The organism is Micromonospora sp. NPDC005413 (assembly GCF_040606435.1).
Classification (GTDB): domain Bacteria; phylum Actinomycetota; class Actinomycetes; order Mycobacteriales; family Micromonosporaceae; genus Micromonospora.
The window spans coordinates 127,680-144,655 of record NZ_JBEXEV010000003.1 but is presented as its reverse complement, the minus strand read 5'-3'; the positions used below and the strand labels follow the sequence as shown (position 1 = coordinate 144,655).

Here is a 16,976-nt window from a genome sequence, read left to right as displayed (position 1 = left end):
GGGCTGCGGACTTTGACGACTCCCAGCAGCTGCATGCCAGCACTGCCGCGTGACCGGCCACCCGCCGCAGTCGTTGATTCCCCGCAGTGGCCCGGACCGCCGCGCCGCACGGAGCAACGATCGTTTCCTTCTTGTCGTACTTTACGGCTATTTAGCCGAGAGAAGCGTATCTGCTGGGCTGATATGTCGTTGTCCCCGATGCTGCAACCGGCCAAGACGGCCCTTGCTCCAGATGGATGCGTGGGCGGTACCCGGGCTCCACTCGCCGAGTCGTCGGGTAGCGGACCGGCGAATCGACGACACGGGAGGATCAATGACTTTCGCGACCACCGGACGCCGCGTGCTCATCACCGGCGGGACGGGTTCCTTCGGCCAGACGATGGTCCGCCGCCTGTTGAGCCGGGGTGTCGGCGAGGTCCGGGTGCTCAGCCGGGACGAGGCCAAGCAGGACGCGATGCGTCGGCTCCTCGGCGACGAGCGGGTCCGCTACTACGTCGGGGACGTCCGGGACTACGACTCGGTGCTCAAAGCCAGTCGAGGGATCGACTACATCTTCCACGCGGCGGCCCTCAAGCAGGTGCCGTCATGCGAGTTCTTCCCGCTCGAGGCAGTCCGGACGAACGTCCTGGGCAGTAGCAATGTCGTCGAGGCTGCCGAACGCAACGGTGTCGGCTCGGTGGTCGTACTCAGCACCGACAAAGCCGTCTATCCGGTGAACGCGATGGGCATGAGCAAGGCGATGATGGAGAAGGTCGTCCAGGCGCATGCCCGGAACAACCCGAACAGCGCCACCACGGTTTCCTGCGTCCGGTACGGCAACGTCATGTACTCGCGAGGGTCGGTGATTCCGCTCTTCATCGAGCAGATCAAGGCCGGCCGGGCGCCCACGGTGACCGACCCGGCAATGACCCGGTTCGTGATGTCGTTGGCCGACTCTGTCGAGCTGGTCGAGCACGCGTTTCGAAACGCCCGCCCCGGGGACATCTTCATTCGCAAGGCGGCAGCCTGCACCGTCGGTGACCTGGCCGAGGCGGTGTGCCAGCTCTTCGACGTGCCCGCCAAGCTCGATGTGATCGGCGTACGGCACGGTGAGAAGCAGGCCGAGACGCTGGCCAGCCGGGAGGAACTCGTCCAGGCCGAGGACTTCGGGGACTTTCTCCGGGTGCCGCTGGACGGCCGCGACCTCAACTACGCGCTCTACGTCTCCGAGGGTGAGTTCGGCGATGGGCTGGCCGAGGACTTCAATTCGTCGAACGCGCCGCAGCTCGGCGTACCCGAGATCATCGAGTTACTGAAAACGCTGCCTGAGGTTCGGGCGGAACTGGCCCTGCGGGACCCGGTGCTGGCGTGCTGAGGCTCGCCGTCACCGGCGGCGGCGGCTTCCTTGGCTGGCATGTCCGGGTTTTGCTGCGCGCGCTGGGGTGGCCGGAGCCGACCGTACTCAGCCGCGCCGACCTGGCCGACCCTCGCCTGGCCGCGGCCAGGTTGGCGGGGGTTGACCGGGTGCTCCATCTGGCCGGCGTCAACCGGGGGGAACCGGCCGAGGTCGCCGCCGGAAATGTTCAGCTCGCCGCACAGCTCGCGGACGGGCTCAAGCACTGCGCGAACCCGCCGACGCGGGTGGTCTACGCCAACTCGGTGCAGGCTGGCAACGGGACACCGTATGGCGACGCCAAGGCCACCGCCGCGCGGGTGTTGGCGGACACCGGCGTCGACCTCGACGACGTGTTGTTGCCGAACCTGTACGGCGAGCACGGCCGGCCGTACTACAACTCGGCGGTGGCGACCTTCTGTCGGCTGCTCGCCGAGGGTGGGTGGCCCGAGGTGCACGCCGACCGCGAGCTGAGCCTGGTCCATGTCACCGACGCTGCCGCCCGGCTCATCGGTGTGCCGGGGGGCGGGTCGTGGGATCCGGCCATGCCGCCCCTGCACATCGGCGTCCAGAGTCTGGTCGATCGGCTCACCGTGATGGCCACGACGTACCGGACCGGGGAGATCCCGTCCCTGCTGAGCCGGCACGATGTGCGGCTGTTCAACACCTACCGGTCGCACTGCTTCCCGGCGCACTACCCGCTCACGCTGCCCAGGCGCGCTGACGCCCGTGGTGAACTGGTCGAGACGGTCAAGGCGCACGGCGGTGCTGGGCAGACGTTCTGCTCCACCACCCGTCCTGGGATCACTCGGGGAGAACACTTCCACCTGGCGAAGGTGGAGCGGTTCGTGGTGCTGCGGGGCTCAGCCGAGATCAGCCTGCGCCGGATCGGCGACACCGAGGTGCTGCGGTTCGCGGTGAGCGGTGGCGAGCCAGCCCTTGTCGATATGCCCACGATGTGGGCGCACAAGCTGGTGAACACCGGTGCGGACGAACTGGTGACGATGTTCTGGACCAACGAGCTCTTCGATCCGGAGCGGCCGGACACCTGGTCCGAGCCGGTGGAGCCGGCCCGGTCGGCGCCGCTGGCGGTCGGCGCGTGAAGCTCGGCGCCAACCAGTCCGAAGAAATCGTGACTCAGGTGGCAGCAGAGAGGACGGGCATGACCCGGATCATGACGGTGGTCGGCACCCGACCCGAGATCATCAGGCTCTCCCGGGTGATTGCCCGACTCGACGACACGGTCGAACACGTGCTGGTGCACACCGGGCAGAACTGGGACAGCACGCTGTCGGACGTGTTCTTCAAGGAACTGCGCCTGCGGGAGCCGGACAGGTTCCTCCGCGTCGACACCTCGTCTCTCGGCCGGGTCCTTGGCGGGGTGCTTGTCGGCATGGAGACGGCGATCGCGGAGGTGCGGCCGGACGCACTGCTGGTGCTTGGGGACACCAACAGTTGCATCGCCGCGCTGATGGCCCGCCGGATGCGGGTGCCGGTCTACCACATGGAGGCCGGCAATCGTTGCTTCGACCTCAACGTGCCGGAGGAGACCAACCGGCGGCTGGTCGACCACGTGGCCGACTTCAACCTCGTCTACACCGAACACGCCCGGCGCAACCTGCTCGCCGAGGGCCTGCACCCGCGTCGGATCCTGCACACCGGCTCGCCGATGCGGGAGGTGCTGGAGCACTACCGGCAGCCGATCGCCAGCTCGACCATCCTGAGTCAACTGGAACTCGACCGGGGCCGGTACTTCCTGGTCAGCGCGCACCGCGAGGAGAACGTGGACCGTCCCGAGCGGCTTCAGAGGTTGCTGGACTGTCTGGTGGCGGTCCGTGACCGCTGGGGTTTCCCGGTGCTGGTCTCCACCCATCCTCGGACCCGTAAGCGGCTGGAGGCGCTGGCTCCGGATGTCACCGGGTTGGACGGCATCGCCTTTCACGACCCGTTCGGCCTGCTCGACTACGTGCACCTGCAGACCAAGGCGTACTGCACGTTGTCGGACAGCGGCACGATCAGCGAGGAGGCCGCCATCCTCGGCTTCCCCGCGGTGACGCTGCGCGAGTCCATCGAACGCCCCGAGGCGCTCGACGCGGGTGGCATCATCATGACCGGCCTCGAACCGCAGGGCGTGGTCGAGGCGGTCGAGGTGACGGTGGCGCAGGTCGCCGCCCAGGGGGTGCCCTGCCCGGTCGACTACCAGGTGCCCGACACCTCCCGACGGGTGGTCGATTTCATCCTCTCCACCGTGCGCCGGCACCACGACTGGGCGGGCATCCGCCGCTGAACCAGACAGCCAACAGGACCGGCGACCGCGAAATGCGGTCCCGGTCCTGTTCCGTTCGTCAAGTCCGTCGGGTCGGCCGTTCCGGCTGCGGCGGGTGTCGCCGCAGCCGGAACGACCGGGTCGGTCAGCGCGACTGCAGCGGTACGCCGAGCGGGCCGCCCACCACCGGGTCGGCCGGCTGGGTGCAGAGCAGCGCGAGATGCTCGACGACCTTCGCCGCATCCTCGTACGGGTCGAGCCCGCTCACCTCCATCGGGTCGAGCAGCGGCACGGCCACGTGGGACACCAGGGGATGGAACGGCCGGGTGTCGACCTCGCCGGTCCCGAGCAGGTCCTCGTGCAGCTTCTCGCCGGGCCGCAGGCCGGTGTAGACGATGGGCACGGAGCTGGACGCCTGGTCGGCCATCTGGCGAGCCAGGTCGACGATCCGGACCGGGTCGCCCATGTCGAGCACCAGCGCCTCCCCGTCCCGGCCGATCTCGGCGGCCTGGAGCACCAGGTGGACGGCCTCCTGGAGGGTCATCAGGTAGCGGCTGACGTCCGGGTGGGTGACGGTCAGCGGCTTCCCGGTCTCGATCTGCCGTTGGAAGGCGGTCACCACCGAGCCTCGGCTGCTCAGCACGTTGCCGAACCGGACGCTGAGGAACGTACCCGGGAACCGGGACGCGGCGTGCGCGGTCAACCGTTCGGTGATCCGCTTCGAGTAGCCGAGGACGCTGATCGGGTCGGCCGCCTTGTCCGTGGAAATGTTGACGAACTTCGCCACGTCCTGGCAGGCGTCCAGCACCGAGAGGGTGCCCCAGACGTTGGTCTTGATCGCCTCGCCCGGATGCCGCTGCAGCAGCGGCAGGTGCTTGAGCGCCGCCGCGTGAAAAATGATCTCCGGGCGGCGTTCCCGGATGATGCGCCGGATTCCCTCGTCGTCGCGCAGGTCGGCGAGGATCAGCTCGGGGCCGTCCAGCATGGCCCGCCCGGCGAGCGACATCTGAAGGCTGTGCAGGGCCGACTCGTCCCGGTCCAGCATCATCAGCTCACCAGGGTTGGCCTTCATCACCTGACGGCAGAGCTCGGAGCCGATCGACCCGCCGGCGCCGGTGACCAGGATTCGCCGCCCGGTCAGGCTGTTGGTGCTCAGCGGCAGATCACCGATCACCTGCCGACGGCCGAGCAGGTCGCTGATCTGTACGTCCCGGACGTCGGTGACGGTGATCCGGTGGTCGACCAGGTCCCGTACCGGGGGCAGCACCTTGAAGACCGCGCCGGCCTCAAGGGTGGCCTCGCGGATCTGGCGGATCAGCGCGGCGTCGGCGTTGGCCACCGAGAAGATGACGGTAGTGGCGCCGGTACGCCGGACCGAGGCGGCGACATCTTGCCGTCCGCCCAGCACGCGTACCCCGCCGATGCGCAGGTCGCGCTTGTCCGGGTCGTCGTCCAGGGAGCCGACCGGTAGGTACCGGCCTCGGGGGTCGCTGAGCATGGCGCGGAGCAGCCCCTGACCGGCGTCACCCATTCCGAACAGCAGCACCGGGGTCGACGACCGGATGTCCGGCCGCATGGCGAGGTCGCGCCGGTGCCGGTACGCGAACCGGGCGCCGAGCATGAACAGCAGCGCGAGCGCGCCGCCGACCAGAGGGGTGCTCGCCGGTACCGGCCGATCGCTGGACGGCAGCAGGCCGAGCAGCACGATGCCGGCCGTCATGACGGTGGTCCCGGCTACGCCCTGGACCTCCTGCAGGCTGCCCAGCGGGTGCCGTCCTGAGTAGAGCCGGCGCAACGCTGCCACCGCCACGTGCACGACGGCCGCGACGATGCCGACCGCGGCCGCCCGACCCAGTTGGCCCGGGGGAAGCTGGAGCTCGAACCGGGTCCACACTGCCGCGACGAACCCGCCGACCCAGGCGGTGGTGTCGGTGGCGAGGAATCCGACGGTACGTCGGCGGGCCCTGGCCCGCCGCGTCCGCTGGTCCGACCGATCCATGTGCTCCGTGTCCTGCGGCATGTACTGGCTCCCCTGTCCCGTCTTCCGACTGCTTCCGCCGCCCGGCAGAAGGAGCTTTGCGCTCCTTGTACTTGTTACAGGGCGAAGCGACACTGTTGGCCGTTTTCGGGTTAAATGAGCTGAAGTTCCCGCTATCCTCTTGGCTGCCCAGTTCCCGCCCACCGACGACTCTGAGCACCTGTCAGTGCGGCCGGTCGGACGGCCTCGTCCACCACTGGCGCTGTCCGGACTGTGCCGGTGGCTCTCCGGCTCAGGCTGCCTCTCGTCGCCGCGCCACCGACTGAGATGCCGCGCTCGACGGCGCCACCCGCACGGTGGTCACCGACTGGTCGTGACGTGGTCCCGGACCGCTTTCTCCAGGTGGCCGGCGAGGGCAACGCTGCCGACTCGCTCCGACAGCCGTTCCAGGTAGAACTCCCGGCCGCGGCGACCCAGCTCTTCGCGCTTCTCAGCACCCAACTCGTACATCCGGCGGAGGGCGTCGGCCAGCGCGTAAGGGTCGCCGGGAGGAGCGACGAACCCGGCACCGGACTCGTCGACGAGCCGGGCCGCGTCACCCGCCAGGGCGGCGACGACGGGACGGCCGCACGCGAGGGTGCTCTGCACCTTGCTGGGCATGATCGAGCGGAGGAAGGGCTGGTCGCGCAGGGAGATCAACTGGACGTCCCCGAGTGGCATCAGTTCGACCATCCGCTCGATCGGCTGCTGGCCGAGGAAGACCACGCGGCCGGGAGCGTACCGGGCGGCCGATTCGCGGAGCCGGCGCTCCTCTACGCCACTGCCGGCGAACACGAGCGTGAGGTCCGGGATGTCGGCGAGATACTCCAGTGCGTCGACGGCGACATCGAGCCCTTGGAGGTTTCCCATGCTTCCCGCATACATGACGACGAAGCCCTGCAGGCCGAGAGCGGCGGCCATCTGCGGATCAGGTGTTCTCGGGCGGAAGACACGCTCATCGACCCAGTTGTAGACGACCGAGAGTTTGTCCCGGGGGACTCCGCGGCTGGTCAGGATATCGGCCATGCCGGGCGCGATGACGGCCACCGACGATGCCCTGCGGTGCGCCGAGTCGCAGAACCTGTTGAGCAACCGGACTATGAGGTCGGTGCGACGGCCAGGGCGGACGTAGTCGCTCTCCGCCAGGGTGTCCGGCCACAGATCCTCCATGAGGATCACGTACGGGCGTCCGTGCAACCAACGGGCCATCATCGCGGGCAGCGCAACAGTCGCCGGCGAGGAGTAGACCAGCCACACGTCGACCTTGCGGAGTAGGTCCAGCCGGACCGCCGCCGAGGCCGCGAAGCTGAGATAGTTGGCAGCCCGTCTGACTGCCGACCGGTCGTGACTGGGCACCAGCGGCACCCGATGCACCGAGACTCCGTTCATCATCTCGAACTGGTACGGGCGGAGCCGGTATCCCGGAGACAGCTGGCCGGAAGGGTAGTTCGGGAAGCCGGTGAGCACGTGCACCTCGTGCCCGAGTGCGACGAGCGACCGGCTGATGATCCCCGGAAGAACGGCAGAGCCCCCCTCCGGGTCGTACCACTGCGTGATTATCCCGATTCTCACCGTGTTGCCACCGCCGCCGGAGACGCCAACCATCCGGCCAGGTTGTCGTCGGTGCCCACCACCTCGAGGCCGAGTCGGGGGATGCGCCGCGCGGCCTCGGAGCCGATCTGCCCAGCCGAGCCTGACACGAGGGCGAGAGCCATGGAGAACCTTCCTGTTTGGGCGGAGCTACTTCGTCAGATGCGTGTTGGCTGCGTCCGCTCCGCTTGTGTCGCGCAGTTGCGAGTCACCTGTCCTCGGTCCCGCGAAGGCGTCGGCGTGCGGTGACGATGTGGATGGCTGCGGGGTGCCTGCCGTTCTCAGCCGCTCCCATGCCTCGGGGCGCAGCTTGGGCGCCAGCCCCTGGTTGGCCAGCCAGCCCGGCGTCTGTCGCTTCCCGAACAGGAGCATGTCCACGCGGCGCGCATGCGCATTGGCGTTCAGACTCGTTTTCCCGTACGCGGTGAGGCAGCGCGTCGCGTAGCGCGCCACCCGTGGTGGGAGATGCAGTGGTTCGCGGCCACCGAGAAGGCGGAGCAGCAGCCCCGTCGTCATGCCGTTGTAGGGCTGGAGCACGATGGGCGGCACCGTTCCGTTGACGAGCCCGAGGTGGACGATCGCCGCGGCTACATCGTCGATGAGGACCTGGGGCGTCGGCGCCGTACCGTCCCCGGCGACGCAGCTCATGCGCGACTGAGCGAGCCGGATGAGCGCCCGTGTGTTCGGCCGATCCACATCATGGACCCACGTCGACCGATAGATGACCGCATCGATGCGGTCCTCGCGCCGCAACAGGCGTTCACCAATCGCCTTGGAGCGCGAGTACGGCGAGAAGGGCATCGTCCGTGACGTCTCGTCGAGCGCCATCGGTCCCTGCGCCGCGGCAGAACTGACGTGGATCAGTCGGTTGGCGTTGACCAGAGCGCTGGCTCGGGCGACCAGGGTGGGTAGCAGTGCGTTTCCGCCGTACAACCCGGCACTGTCCGGGGCGGACCCGTCCGGCAGCCCGGCCGTGTTGATCACGACCTGGGAGCCGTCGAGCTGTGTGGCGAGTGCGTTGACAACATCGTCGTGGAGGCCCGCCGGGACCGAATCGGTTCGGAGAGCCTGGGTGAGCGGCCATGACAAGCGCGGTGCGGCGACGCGCTGAACCTCGACTCCCCTGCTGCCCAGTTCGGCGACAACCGCTCGGCCGACAAAACCACTGCTGCCGAGCACCGCGACCTTCTTGATCGGCCGATTGTCGGGCCCGGCCAGTTCACCGGCTCGTTGAGCTGACAGTTCTGGCATGGATCGTCCTTCCTTCCGACGAGGGCTGAGGCCGCTGAGCGGCTAGCCACCCGGGGGCAGTGAGGTAGGCAGCGAGGATGGCGAGGGCCGTGGCATCCAGTGCGGCACGGGCGAGTGGGTCGCTGAAGGACGCGGCGACCAGGCAACCAGCCACTATCGCCGCCGTGCCGGCGGTCGCCGCGGTGACCCTCTGATGTGACCATCCGCTGTCGGTCAGCCGCTGATAGGCATGGTTCCGGTGCGGGCGATACCAGGCTTCGCCGTTACGGATGCGGCGCAGGAGCGTCCAGCCCGTGTCGGCGAGATAGAGGGCGAGTGGTGCTACGGCTGCCTCCGGCGGCGTGCCCCGAACGATGGCGTACGCGGCAATCGTGGCGAGCGCGCCGCCCAGGGCGTACGACCCGACATCACCCAGAAAGACTCTGGCGACCCAGGCGTTCCAGGGGAGGAATGTCAGGGACGCGGCGGCGATCAAACTGCCGGCCGCGGTCAGTAGCGGAAGGTCCGTGAGCACTCCGAGGACGGCGTACACCGTTCCGCCGAGGATCGCGTGCACGGCCGAGATGCCGTTTATGCCGTCCATGAAGTTGAAGGCGTTCACATACGAGGTCAGCCACGCCGCCAGGGCGAGTACGAGGACCACATGGATGTACAACGCCTGCCCACCGGGCACCAGGGCCAGGCCCGTGGCCACGCCGGCGAGCAATTGCAGAAGCAGCCGGATGCGGATCGGGACACCCCGGAGGTCTTCCAGGAGCCCGATCACCGCGAAGAAGAGCAGCGGTACGGCAATAGGTCGTGCGTGGTCATTCAGGATTAGTGCGAGGCCCGCCGCCGCGGCGACCCCCACGCCACCGCCGCGCGGGACTGGTGCGCTGTGCGAGGACCGCTCCGAAGGTATGTCGAGAACTGCGGCTGCTCTCAGCAGGCGAAGGATCAGTGGCTGCAGCAGGGTGCCAACGACGAGTGCGAGCAGGATTCCGCCAGAGAGCGGAACACTCATCATGGCGTGGTTCCTGACGAGATGAGGCGGGTGTGCGGGGCGACGGAGGGTGCTGGCCCTGACCAGGTGTGACCTGCCGGCCACCGAGGATTCTCTTGAATGTGTGCGAGATTCACCACTCGAACCTTCGGGTTGAACCGGTCATACCGGGATGAATCAATCATAGGCGGTCGCTACTATGGACAAACGACCGTTCCCGGTATTCGGTGTGCGGCACGCAGCTGAAACTGCTTTCGTTGCCGTCGAAGAAGTCCGGCAGCCCGGTTCGGCGCTGATCTCGGTGACTACCGTCCCGGCCGCGTCGGACGTGGCAGTAGCCGCCGCTTACGAAGTGTGGGACGAGGCGAGCGGCTCGGCTCTTCAGCTCGTGATCAACCTGTGCGCGTTCGTCCTGGCCGGGCTGGTCACCCTCGTGGTGCGGCAGGCCCGGGGGAGGGGGCCGACTCGCCGGTGCCGTCGTCCAACAGTCGGCCGAGCAGCGTCCGCAACGGGATCGACTCGCCGTCGCGGCCACCCGCCCCGACGACCAACGGCGCCGGGCTGGGCTCCGGGTCGACGCCGAACAGCCAGGCCCGCAGGCCGCCCCGCACGGTCAGTAGGTAGAACTGGCCGGCCACGTCCACCGCCCGGGTCTTGGCCCGGTCGACGTACCAGCCGGTCAGCCTGGTCCGGTAGCGCCAACGCCCGCCGTAACCCCAGGCGACCAGCCGGGTGGTGCGCAGCCCTCGTCGGGTCGCCTCGGCCACGAACCAGGCCACCAGCTTCGCCGCCTCTGCCTGCTCGGCGGCCCGCCTCCGCGCGTCGGCGTCGGCGTGCGCACGTACCGCCTGCCGCTGCTGATCCCGCCACTCCTGGCCGTCCCGCTCACCCACGACGCCGACGGTACGCGACCCGCTCAGTCGAGTACGGCCCGCAGCGTGTGCCGGGCGATGCCGGCCATCACCGGGTTGGTCTCGACGTAGTACGGCAGCGCGTTGATCGCCTGCACCAGGGCCCAGCCGCGCCCCCGCTCCCACGTCGCGTCGTCCACGCTCAACGCTCGCCGGTACGTCTCCCGCGACCCGGTGTCGAGCAGGTTCCACGCCGGCATCAGGTCCACCGCCGGATCGCCCACGTTGACCGTGCCCAGGTCGATGACAGCGACCAGACGACCATCGCGGACCAGCAGGTTGCCCGGCATCAGGTCCGCGTGGATCCACACGTCGGCGACGTCGTACCGGGGGCTGTCCCGGCAGTGGTCCCACACCTCGGCGAGCCGCACGGTGTCGGTGAGGTCGCCGCTGATGGCGAGGGCCGACCGCACTCCGGCGTCCTCGGTGGCCAGCGGGCCACCCCGGCCGAACCCGGACCAGGCCCGACCGCCGGTGTCGATGCCGCGCAATGCGGTCACAACGCCGGCGAGGTCGCGGGCGAAGGTCACCGCGTCGCCGATCCGGTCGAGCTGGGCGGTCTCCCCGGGAATGAAGCGGTACGCCGCCCACGGCCCTGGGTACCCCTCGCCCGGCCCGCCGAGGCCGAGCGGTTCAGGCACGGCGACCGGCAGGTGGGCGGCGAGCAGCCCAGCGTGCTCCTGCTCCTGCCGCAGCTCGGCACGCAGTTCGGGATCGACGGTCGGTAGCAGCGGAAAGCGCAGCACGATCTCCGCACCGAGCCGGAACAGGGCGTTCACCGTGCCGGTCGAGGCGAGCGGCCGGACCGGCAGCGCCCGCCACTGGGGAAACTGCTCGGCCACCAGCGTGGCGACCACGTCCACGCTGAGGTCGACCTGGTCGGCATGCATCTTCACCGCGCGATCATCACCCGGAACCCCGCCACCAGGCGAGCCGGTTTCCTGCCGCCGCTGTCGCTGCTGCCGCCGCTGCTGCTCGCCGGCACACCCGCACGGGTGTCTCGCCTCCTGGGCGGCCCGGTCGGCCGACCTCCGGCCAGGAGGGCGGCCGGCGATTGTGAATCTTGGACACTTCCCGTCAGCTGGGCGGGCCCGGGTAAGCAGCTGACGGAAACTGTCCAAGTTCTACACGGAATCGCCGTCTGGGACTCGACGAGGCGGCCACCGAAATGGACGGGACACCGTGAGGCGCCCGGAAGGCCCGCCGATGCGGGTCTCCCGGGCGCCTCATCGCGCCAGGTGACGGTCAGGCCAGTCCGGCGCGGCGCAGCGCCTCCGCCATCGCGTCATTGGCGGGCGCCGACGCACCCGGCCGCTGCTGACCGCCGCGACCACCTTGAGCGCCGCGAGCACCCGAACCACCGCGACCCCCCTGACCGTCAGGTCCACCCTGACCACCGCGAGCACCCGAACCACCACCAGCACCCGAACCACCGCGACCACCCTGGCCGCCCTGGGCCGGACCGCCGCGACCACCCTGACCGTCCTGTGCCGGGCCGCCGCGACCCTCCTGGTTGGTCCGGCCGCCACGGCCGGCGTCGGCGGCCGGGTCGTCCTCCAGGCGCAGGGTCAGCGAGATGCGCTTACGGGGTACGTCCACGTCGAGCACCCTGACCTTGACCACGTCACCGGACTTCACCACCTCGCGGGGGTCCTTCACGAAGGTCCGGGACATCGCCGAGACGTGCACCAGACCGTCCTGGTGCACCCCGACGTCCACGAACGCGCCGAACGCCGCCACGTTCGTGACCACGCCCTCCAGCACCATGCCGGGCGTCAGGTCACCGATCTTCTCCACCCCCTCGACGAAGGTGGCGGTGCGGAACTCGGGGCGGGGATCGCGGCCCGGCTTCTCCAGCTCGGCGAGGATGTCGGTGACGGTGGGGAGGCCGAACCGGTCGTCGACGAAGTCGGTGGCCCGCAGCCCGCGCAGGATTCCGCTCTTACCGATCACGGAGCGCAGGTCCTGGCCGGTGCTGGAGAGGATCCGGCGCACCACCGGGTACGCCTCGGGGTGCACGCTGGAGGAGTCCAGCGGATCGTTGCCGTCGGGGATGCGCAGGAAGCCGGCGCACTGCTCGAACGCCTTGGGCCCGAGCCGGGCCACCTTCTTCAGTTCTGTACGCGACCGGAACGGCCCGTTGGCGTCCCGGTGCAGCACGATGTTCTCGGCCAGCCCGGCGCCGATGCCGGAGACCCGGGTCAGCAGCGGCGCGGAGGCCGTGTTGACGTCCACCCCGACCGCGTTGACGCAGTCCTCCACGACCGCGTCCAGTGATCGGGACAGTTTCACCTCGGACAGGTCGTGCTGGTACTGGCCGACCCCGATCGAGCGCGGGTCGATCTTGACCAGCTCGGCGAGCGGGTCCTGGAGGCGGCGGGCGATGGAGACCGCGCCGCGCAGCGACACGTCCATCCCGGGCAGCTCCTGCGAGGCGTACGCGGAGGCCGAGTAGACCGACGCGCCGGCCTCGGAGACCACCACCTTGGTCAGGTTGAGCTGCGGATGCCGACTGATCAGGTCGCCGGCCAGTTTGTCGGTCTCCCGCGAGGCGGTGCCGTTGCCGATCGCGATCAGCTCCACCCCGTGCGCACCGGCCAGCCGGGCGAGGGTCTCGACCGACGCGTCCCACTGCCGGCGCGGCTCGTGCGGGTAGATGGTGTCGGTGGCGACCACCTTGCCGGTGGCGTCCACCACGGCCACCTTCACGCCGGTCCGCAGGCCCGGGTCCAGTCCCATCGTGGGCCGGGTGCCCGCCGGCGCGGCCAGCAGCAGGTCACGCAGGTTCATCGCGAAGACGCGTACCGCCTCCTCCTCGGCCGCCTGCCACAGCCGCATCCGCAGGTCCGCGCCGAGGTGGATGAGGATCCGGGTACGCCACGCCCAGCGGACCGTGTCGGCCAGCCATCGGTCAGCGGGGCGGCCCGCGCCGGACACCCCGAACCGGCCGGCGATGGCCGCCTCGTACCGGCTCGGGCCGGTCGGCACGGCGTCCGCCTCGCCAGCCTCCTCCGGCTCCATCGTCAGGTCGAGCACGCCTTCCTTCTCGCCCCGGAACATGGCCAGGATCCGGTGCGAGGGCAGCTTCGGGTACGGCTCGGAGAAGTCGAAGTAGTCGGCGAACTTGGCGCCGGCGGTCTCCTGACCGTCGCGTACCCGGGAAACCAGACGCCCCCGCGACCACATCTGCTCGCGCAGCGTGCCGATCAGGTCGGCGTCCTCCGCGAAGGTCTCGATGAGGATCGCCCGCGCGCCCTCCAGCGCGGCGGCGGCGTCGGCGACGCCCTTCTCCTCATCGACGAACCCGGCGGCGGTGGCCCTCGGGTCCTGGGTGGGGTCGGCCAGCAGCGTCTCGGCCAACGGCGCCAACCCGGCCTCGCGGGCGATCTGCGCCCGGGTCCGCCGCTTCGGCTTGTACGGGAGGTAGATGTCCTCCAGCCGGGACTTCGAGTCGGCGGCCATGATCTGCGCTTCCAGGGCCTCGTCCAACTTGCCCTGGCCGCGGATCGACTCCAGCACCGCGGCCCGCCGCTCGTCCAGTTCCCGCAGGTAGCGCAGCCGCTCCTCCAGGGTGCGCAGCTGGGTGTCGTCGAGCAGGCCGGTGGCCTCCTTGCGGTAACGGGCGATGAACGGCACGGTGGCGCCGCCGTCGAGCAGGTCCACGGCCGCCCGCACCTGACGCTCGGCCACGCCGAGCTCGTCGGCGATCCGCTGATGAACAGACTGGGTCACGATCTCGATCCGCCTTCGAAAGTGGGTACCGCCTGCATTCTGCCGGGCGGCCCGGGGTGCTGTCGCCGCGCCCGGCCGGGACGACCGGCGGCGGTCCCGCCGGGCCTGCGCTAGCGTGGCGATCATGGAAACTGCTGCGGATCCGCGCGCCCGGCGGCTCTTCGGCGGCAGCGCCCGGGCCCTCGGCGACCTGACGGGCAACCCGTTCCGCGCCGACCGGGACCGGATCGTCGGCTCGCCGTTCTTCGCCCGCCTCGGCGGTGTCACCCAGGTGATCAGCCCGGTCGGTTCGGGCCTGCTGGTGCACAACCGGCTCACCCACAGCCTGAAGGTCGCCCAGGTGGCCCGGGCGATCGCCGAGCGGCTGACGGCCGACGGGCGGTGGCGGGACCTGCTGGACAGCCGTGGCGGCTGCGACCCGGACGTGGTGGAGGCCGCGGCGCTCGCCCACGACCTCGGCCACCCGCCGTTCGGGCACCTGGGGGAGCGGGTGCTGGACCGGCTGGCCCGCCAGCGCCTCGGCCTCGCCGACGGTTTCGAGGGCAACGCCCAGTCGTACCGGATCGTCACCAGCACCGAGATCCGCGGCGCGGCCACCACCGGGTTGGACCTGACCGCCGCGGTCCGCGCGGCGATGCTGAAGTACCCGTGGACCCGGCTCGACTATCCCGACCCGCACCCGCGCACGATGGATCCACCGCCGCGCGGAGCCACCGCGCCGCCGGACGACCCGGAGAGCGGTTCGTCGAAGTTCGGCGCGTACCGGACCGAGCTCGACGACCTGCGCCAGGCCCGGGAGCCGTTCACCGGCCGCATCCCGGACTGGCAGCAGACCGTGGAGGCGTCCGTGATGGACACCGCCGACGACATCGCGTACGCCATCCACGACGTGGAGGACTTCTACCGGGTCGGTGTGCTCCAGCAGGGCTCGGTCTCCGCGGAGCTGATGGCCTGGCAGCGGGAGAGCGGGCACTTCCGGGCGATCACCGACGCGGCGCTGGCCACGGCGGCACGGCGACCCGGGGCGGCGATCGAGCGGCTACGTCGGCAACTGCACCGCAAGGACGCCTGGATCGCCGACGACGACGCGTTCGCCGCCGCCGTCGAACACGTCCGCGAGGAGTTGGTCGACGGGCTGCTGGCGATGCCGTTCGACGGCTCGATCGAGGCCGAGCAGTACGTGGCCCGGTTCTCCGCCCGCTGGTCGACCCGCTTCGTCGAGGCGATCACGGTGACCGACCAGCCGTCGGTGCGTTCCGGGTACGTGCTGCTGGGCTGCGCGCAGTGGCACGAGGTGCAGGTGCTGAAGTTCGTCCACCACCGGTTCGTGCTGGCCCGGCCGGATCTCGCCCTGCACCAGCGTGGCCAGGCCCGGCTGCTGGGCACCCTGGTCGAGGCGCTCTGGGAGTGGTTGCTCGACCCGGAGGAGGAGTCCCGGCTGCCACGCCGGCTGCACGACCTGGTCGAGTTGGCGGAGGCGGAGCTGCATCCGCGTACCCCGGACCGGATCGGTCGGGCCCGGGGGCGGGCAATCGTGGACTTTGTCGCGCAGCTCACCGACGGCCAGGCGGTGGCCATGCTGGACGCGCTCTCCGGCCGATCCGGAGCGCTCTGGACCGACGCGTTCGTGCTCTGAGCGGCCCAACCCGTCAGGCGATGGCCTGCCACCAGCCGTCGACGGCGGGCGGGTCGTCGACCACCACGCGCTCACCGGGGCGGGGCACGGCCAGCCGGACGTCACGGGCCTTCGCCTCGGACCACAGCCGGTTCACCGGCTCGGACCAGTCGTGCAGGGCCAGGTTGAACGTCGCCCAGTGCACCGGGACGAACAGCCCGCCGCGCAGGTCGAGGTGGGCGTCGACCGCCTCCTCGGGGAACATGTGGATGGTCGGCCAGGCCCGGTCGTACGCGCCGATCTGCATCAGCGTCACGTCGAACGGCCCGTGCTCGGCGCCGATCGCCGCGTACCCGTCGAAGTAACCGGAGTCGCCGGTGTAGAAGACCTTGCGACGGGCTCCGGCCACCACCCACGAGCTCCAGAGCGTGCCGTCGCGGCGCAGCCCCCGGCCGGAGAAGTGCTGGGCGGCGGTGGCGGTGATCTCCAACCCGGCGACCTGGTGTGACTCGGACCAGTCCAGCTCGATGATCCGCTCGGCCGGCACGCCCCAGCGGTCCAGGTGCGCGCCCACTCCGAGCGGCACCAGGAACGGCGCGGACTGCCCGGCGAGCAGCGCCTGAACGGTCGCCATGTCCAGGTGGTCGTAGTGGTCGTGCGAGATCAGGATCGCGTCCAGCGGGGGCAGCTCGTCCAGGCGTACCGGCGGCTCGTGCAGCCGGCGGGGGCCGACCCGGCCGGAGGGGGAGCACCGGTCGCTCCACACCGGGTCGAGCAGGACTCGCCGGCCTTCGATCTCGATCAGGGTCGAGGCGTGGCCGTACCAGACGATGTTGAGCTCGTCGGTGGTGTCGGCGGTCTCCGGTGCGCTGGGCCGCAGCAGCGGCACGGCCGCGGTCGGGCGCCGCTTCTGCTTGCCGAAGATCAGCTCGCGGAGCAGGTTGCGGCCCGGCTCGGCGACCATCGTGCGGGTGCCGGCCTGGTTGTGGAAGGTGCCGTCGCGGAACTGGGGTGAGCGGGCCGCCCGTTCGGCCCGGGCCCCGCTGAGCCGGCCACCGAGCGCCGCCGGCACATCCCGGGCAACCCAGGCCAGGCCAGCCAGCGCGGCCAGCCCGGCCGCGCCCCTCATCCGCCGCCCGAGCGACCGTTCGACGTCCGTGCTCTGCGCTGGTGCCATTGCCGTCCCTCCGACGTGTCCGCCCTACACGGTAGTCACCCGGGCCGGCTCGCGCCTCGGCGG

The 16,976-nt window shown here is 70.3% G+C and carries 13 protein-coding genes; 4 read left to right on the top strand and 9 right to left on the bottom strand.

Annotated elements, in window-relative coordinates; all coding sequences use genetic code 11:
- Positions 1 to 313: 313 nt before the first annotated feature.
- From ABZS37_RS06515 to wecB, 3 genes are read left to right on the top strand one after another with little or no spacing between them, the layout of a single operon-like run.
- Positions 314 to 1,354: an SDR family NAD(P)-dependent oxidoreductase gene (locus ABZS37_RS06515; RefSeq protein ID WP_355166159.1), complete on the top strand. Its 1,041-nt coding sequence runs from the start codon at positions 314 to 316 to the stop codon at positions 1,352 to 1,354.
- Complete coding sequence (locus ABZS37_RS06510) at positions 1,348 to 2,475, top strand: NAD-dependent epimerase/dehydratase family protein (protein WP_355166158.1); 1,128 nt, start codon at positions 1,348 to 1,350, stop codon at positions 2,473 to 2,475. The genes ABZS37_RS06515 and ABZS37_RS06510 overlap by 7 nt, the downstream gene beginning before the upstream one ends.
- A 38-nt stretch (positions 2,476 to 2,513) precedes the next feature.
- Complete coding sequence (wecB, locus tag ABZS37_RS06505) at positions 2,514 to 3,659, top strand: UDP-N-acetylglucosamine 2-epimerase (non-hydrolyzing) (protein ID WP_355166156.1); 1,146 nt, start codon at positions 2,514 to 2,516, stop codon at positions 3,657 to 3,659.
- A gap of 124 nt (positions 3,660 to 3,783) precedes the next feature.
- On the opposite strand, the gene ABZS37_RS06500 is transcribed toward wecB, so the two are convergent.
- From ABZS37_RS06500 to ABZS37_RS06465, 8 genes are all read right to left on the bottom strand, one after another.
- On the bottom strand, positions 3,784 to 5,658 hold the full coding sequence (locus ABZS37_RS06500) for a nucleoside-diphosphate sugar epimerase/dehydratase (RefSeq protein WP_355166154.1): 1,875 nt from the start codon (positions 5,656 to 5,658) through the stop codon (positions 3,784 to 3,786).
- A 318-nt stretch (positions 5,659 to 5,976) separates the two neighbouring features.
- Entirely contained in the window at positions 5,977 to 7,227 is a 1,251-nt protein-coding gene (locus tag ABZS37_RS06495; RefSeq protein WP_355166152.1) for a glycosyltransferase family 4 protein, read from the bottom strand.
- A complete protein-coding gene (locus tag ABZS37_RS06490) occupies positions 7,224 to 7,370 on the bottom strand; it encodes a hypothetical protein (protein ID WP_355166150.1) in 147 nt (48 codons plus the stop codon). The genes ABZS37_RS06495 and ABZS37_RS06490 overlap by 4 nt, the downstream gene beginning before the upstream one ends.
- Positions 7,371 to 7,395: 25 nt before the next feature.
- Positions 7,396 to 8,496 (bottom strand): NAD-dependent epimerase/dehydratase family protein, encoded by a 1,101-nt coding sequence (locus ABZS37_RS06485; RefSeq protein WP_355166148.1) that lies wholly within the window; start codon positions 8,494 to 8,496, stop codon positions 7,396 to 7,398.
- A complete protein-coding gene (locus ABZS37_RS06480; protein WP_355166146.1) occupies positions 8,465 to 9,502 on the bottom strand; it encodes a glycosyltransferase family 4 protein in 1,038 nt (345 codons plus the stop codon). The genes ABZS37_RS06485 and ABZS37_RS06480 overlap by 32 nt, the downstream gene beginning before the upstream one ends.
- 401 nt (positions 9,503 to 9,903) lie before the next feature.
- Positions 9,904 to 10,371 (bottom strand): hypothetical protein, encoded by a 468-nt coding sequence (locus tag ABZS37_RS06475; RefSeq protein WP_355166144.1) that lies wholly within the window; start codon positions 10,369 to 10,371, stop codon positions 9,904 to 9,906.
- Between the two features lie 23 nt (positions 10,372 to 10,394).
- On the bottom strand, positions 10,395 to 11,279 hold the full coding sequence (locus ABZS37_RS06470; protein WP_355166524.1) for an aminoglycoside phosphotransferase family protein: 885 nt from the start codon (positions 11,277 to 11,279) through the stop codon (positions 10,395 to 10,397).
- A gap of 355 nt (positions 11,280 to 11,634) precedes the next feature.
- Complete coding sequence (locus tag ABZS37_RS06465) at positions 11,635 to 14,121, bottom strand: Tex family protein (RefSeq protein WP_355166142.1); 2,487 nt, start codon at positions 14,119 to 14,121, stop codon at positions 11,635 to 11,637.
- Between the two features lie 124 nt (positions 14,122 to 14,245).
- Between ABZS37_RS06465 and dgt the strand changes: the two genes are divergently transcribed.
- Positions 14,246 to 15,757, top strand: coding sequence for a dGTP triphosphohydrolase (gene dgt, locus ABZS37_RS06460; RefSeq protein ID WP_355166140.1), 1,512 nt, complete (start codon positions 14,246 to 14,248; stop codon positions 15,755 to 15,757).
- A gap of 13 nt (positions 15,758 to 15,770) precedes the next feature.
- Here the strand turns inward: dgt and ABZS37_RS06455 are convergent, their stop codons facing one another.
- Positions 15,771 to 16,865 carry an MBL fold metallo-hydrolase gene (locus ABZS37_RS06455; RefSeq protein WP_355166522.1) on the bottom strand — a complete coding sequence of 365 codons (1,095 nt, stop codon included), beginning with the start codon at positions 16,863 to 16,865 and terminating at the stop codon, positions 15,771 to 15,773.
- Positions 16,866 to 16,976 lie beyond the last annotated feature (111 nt).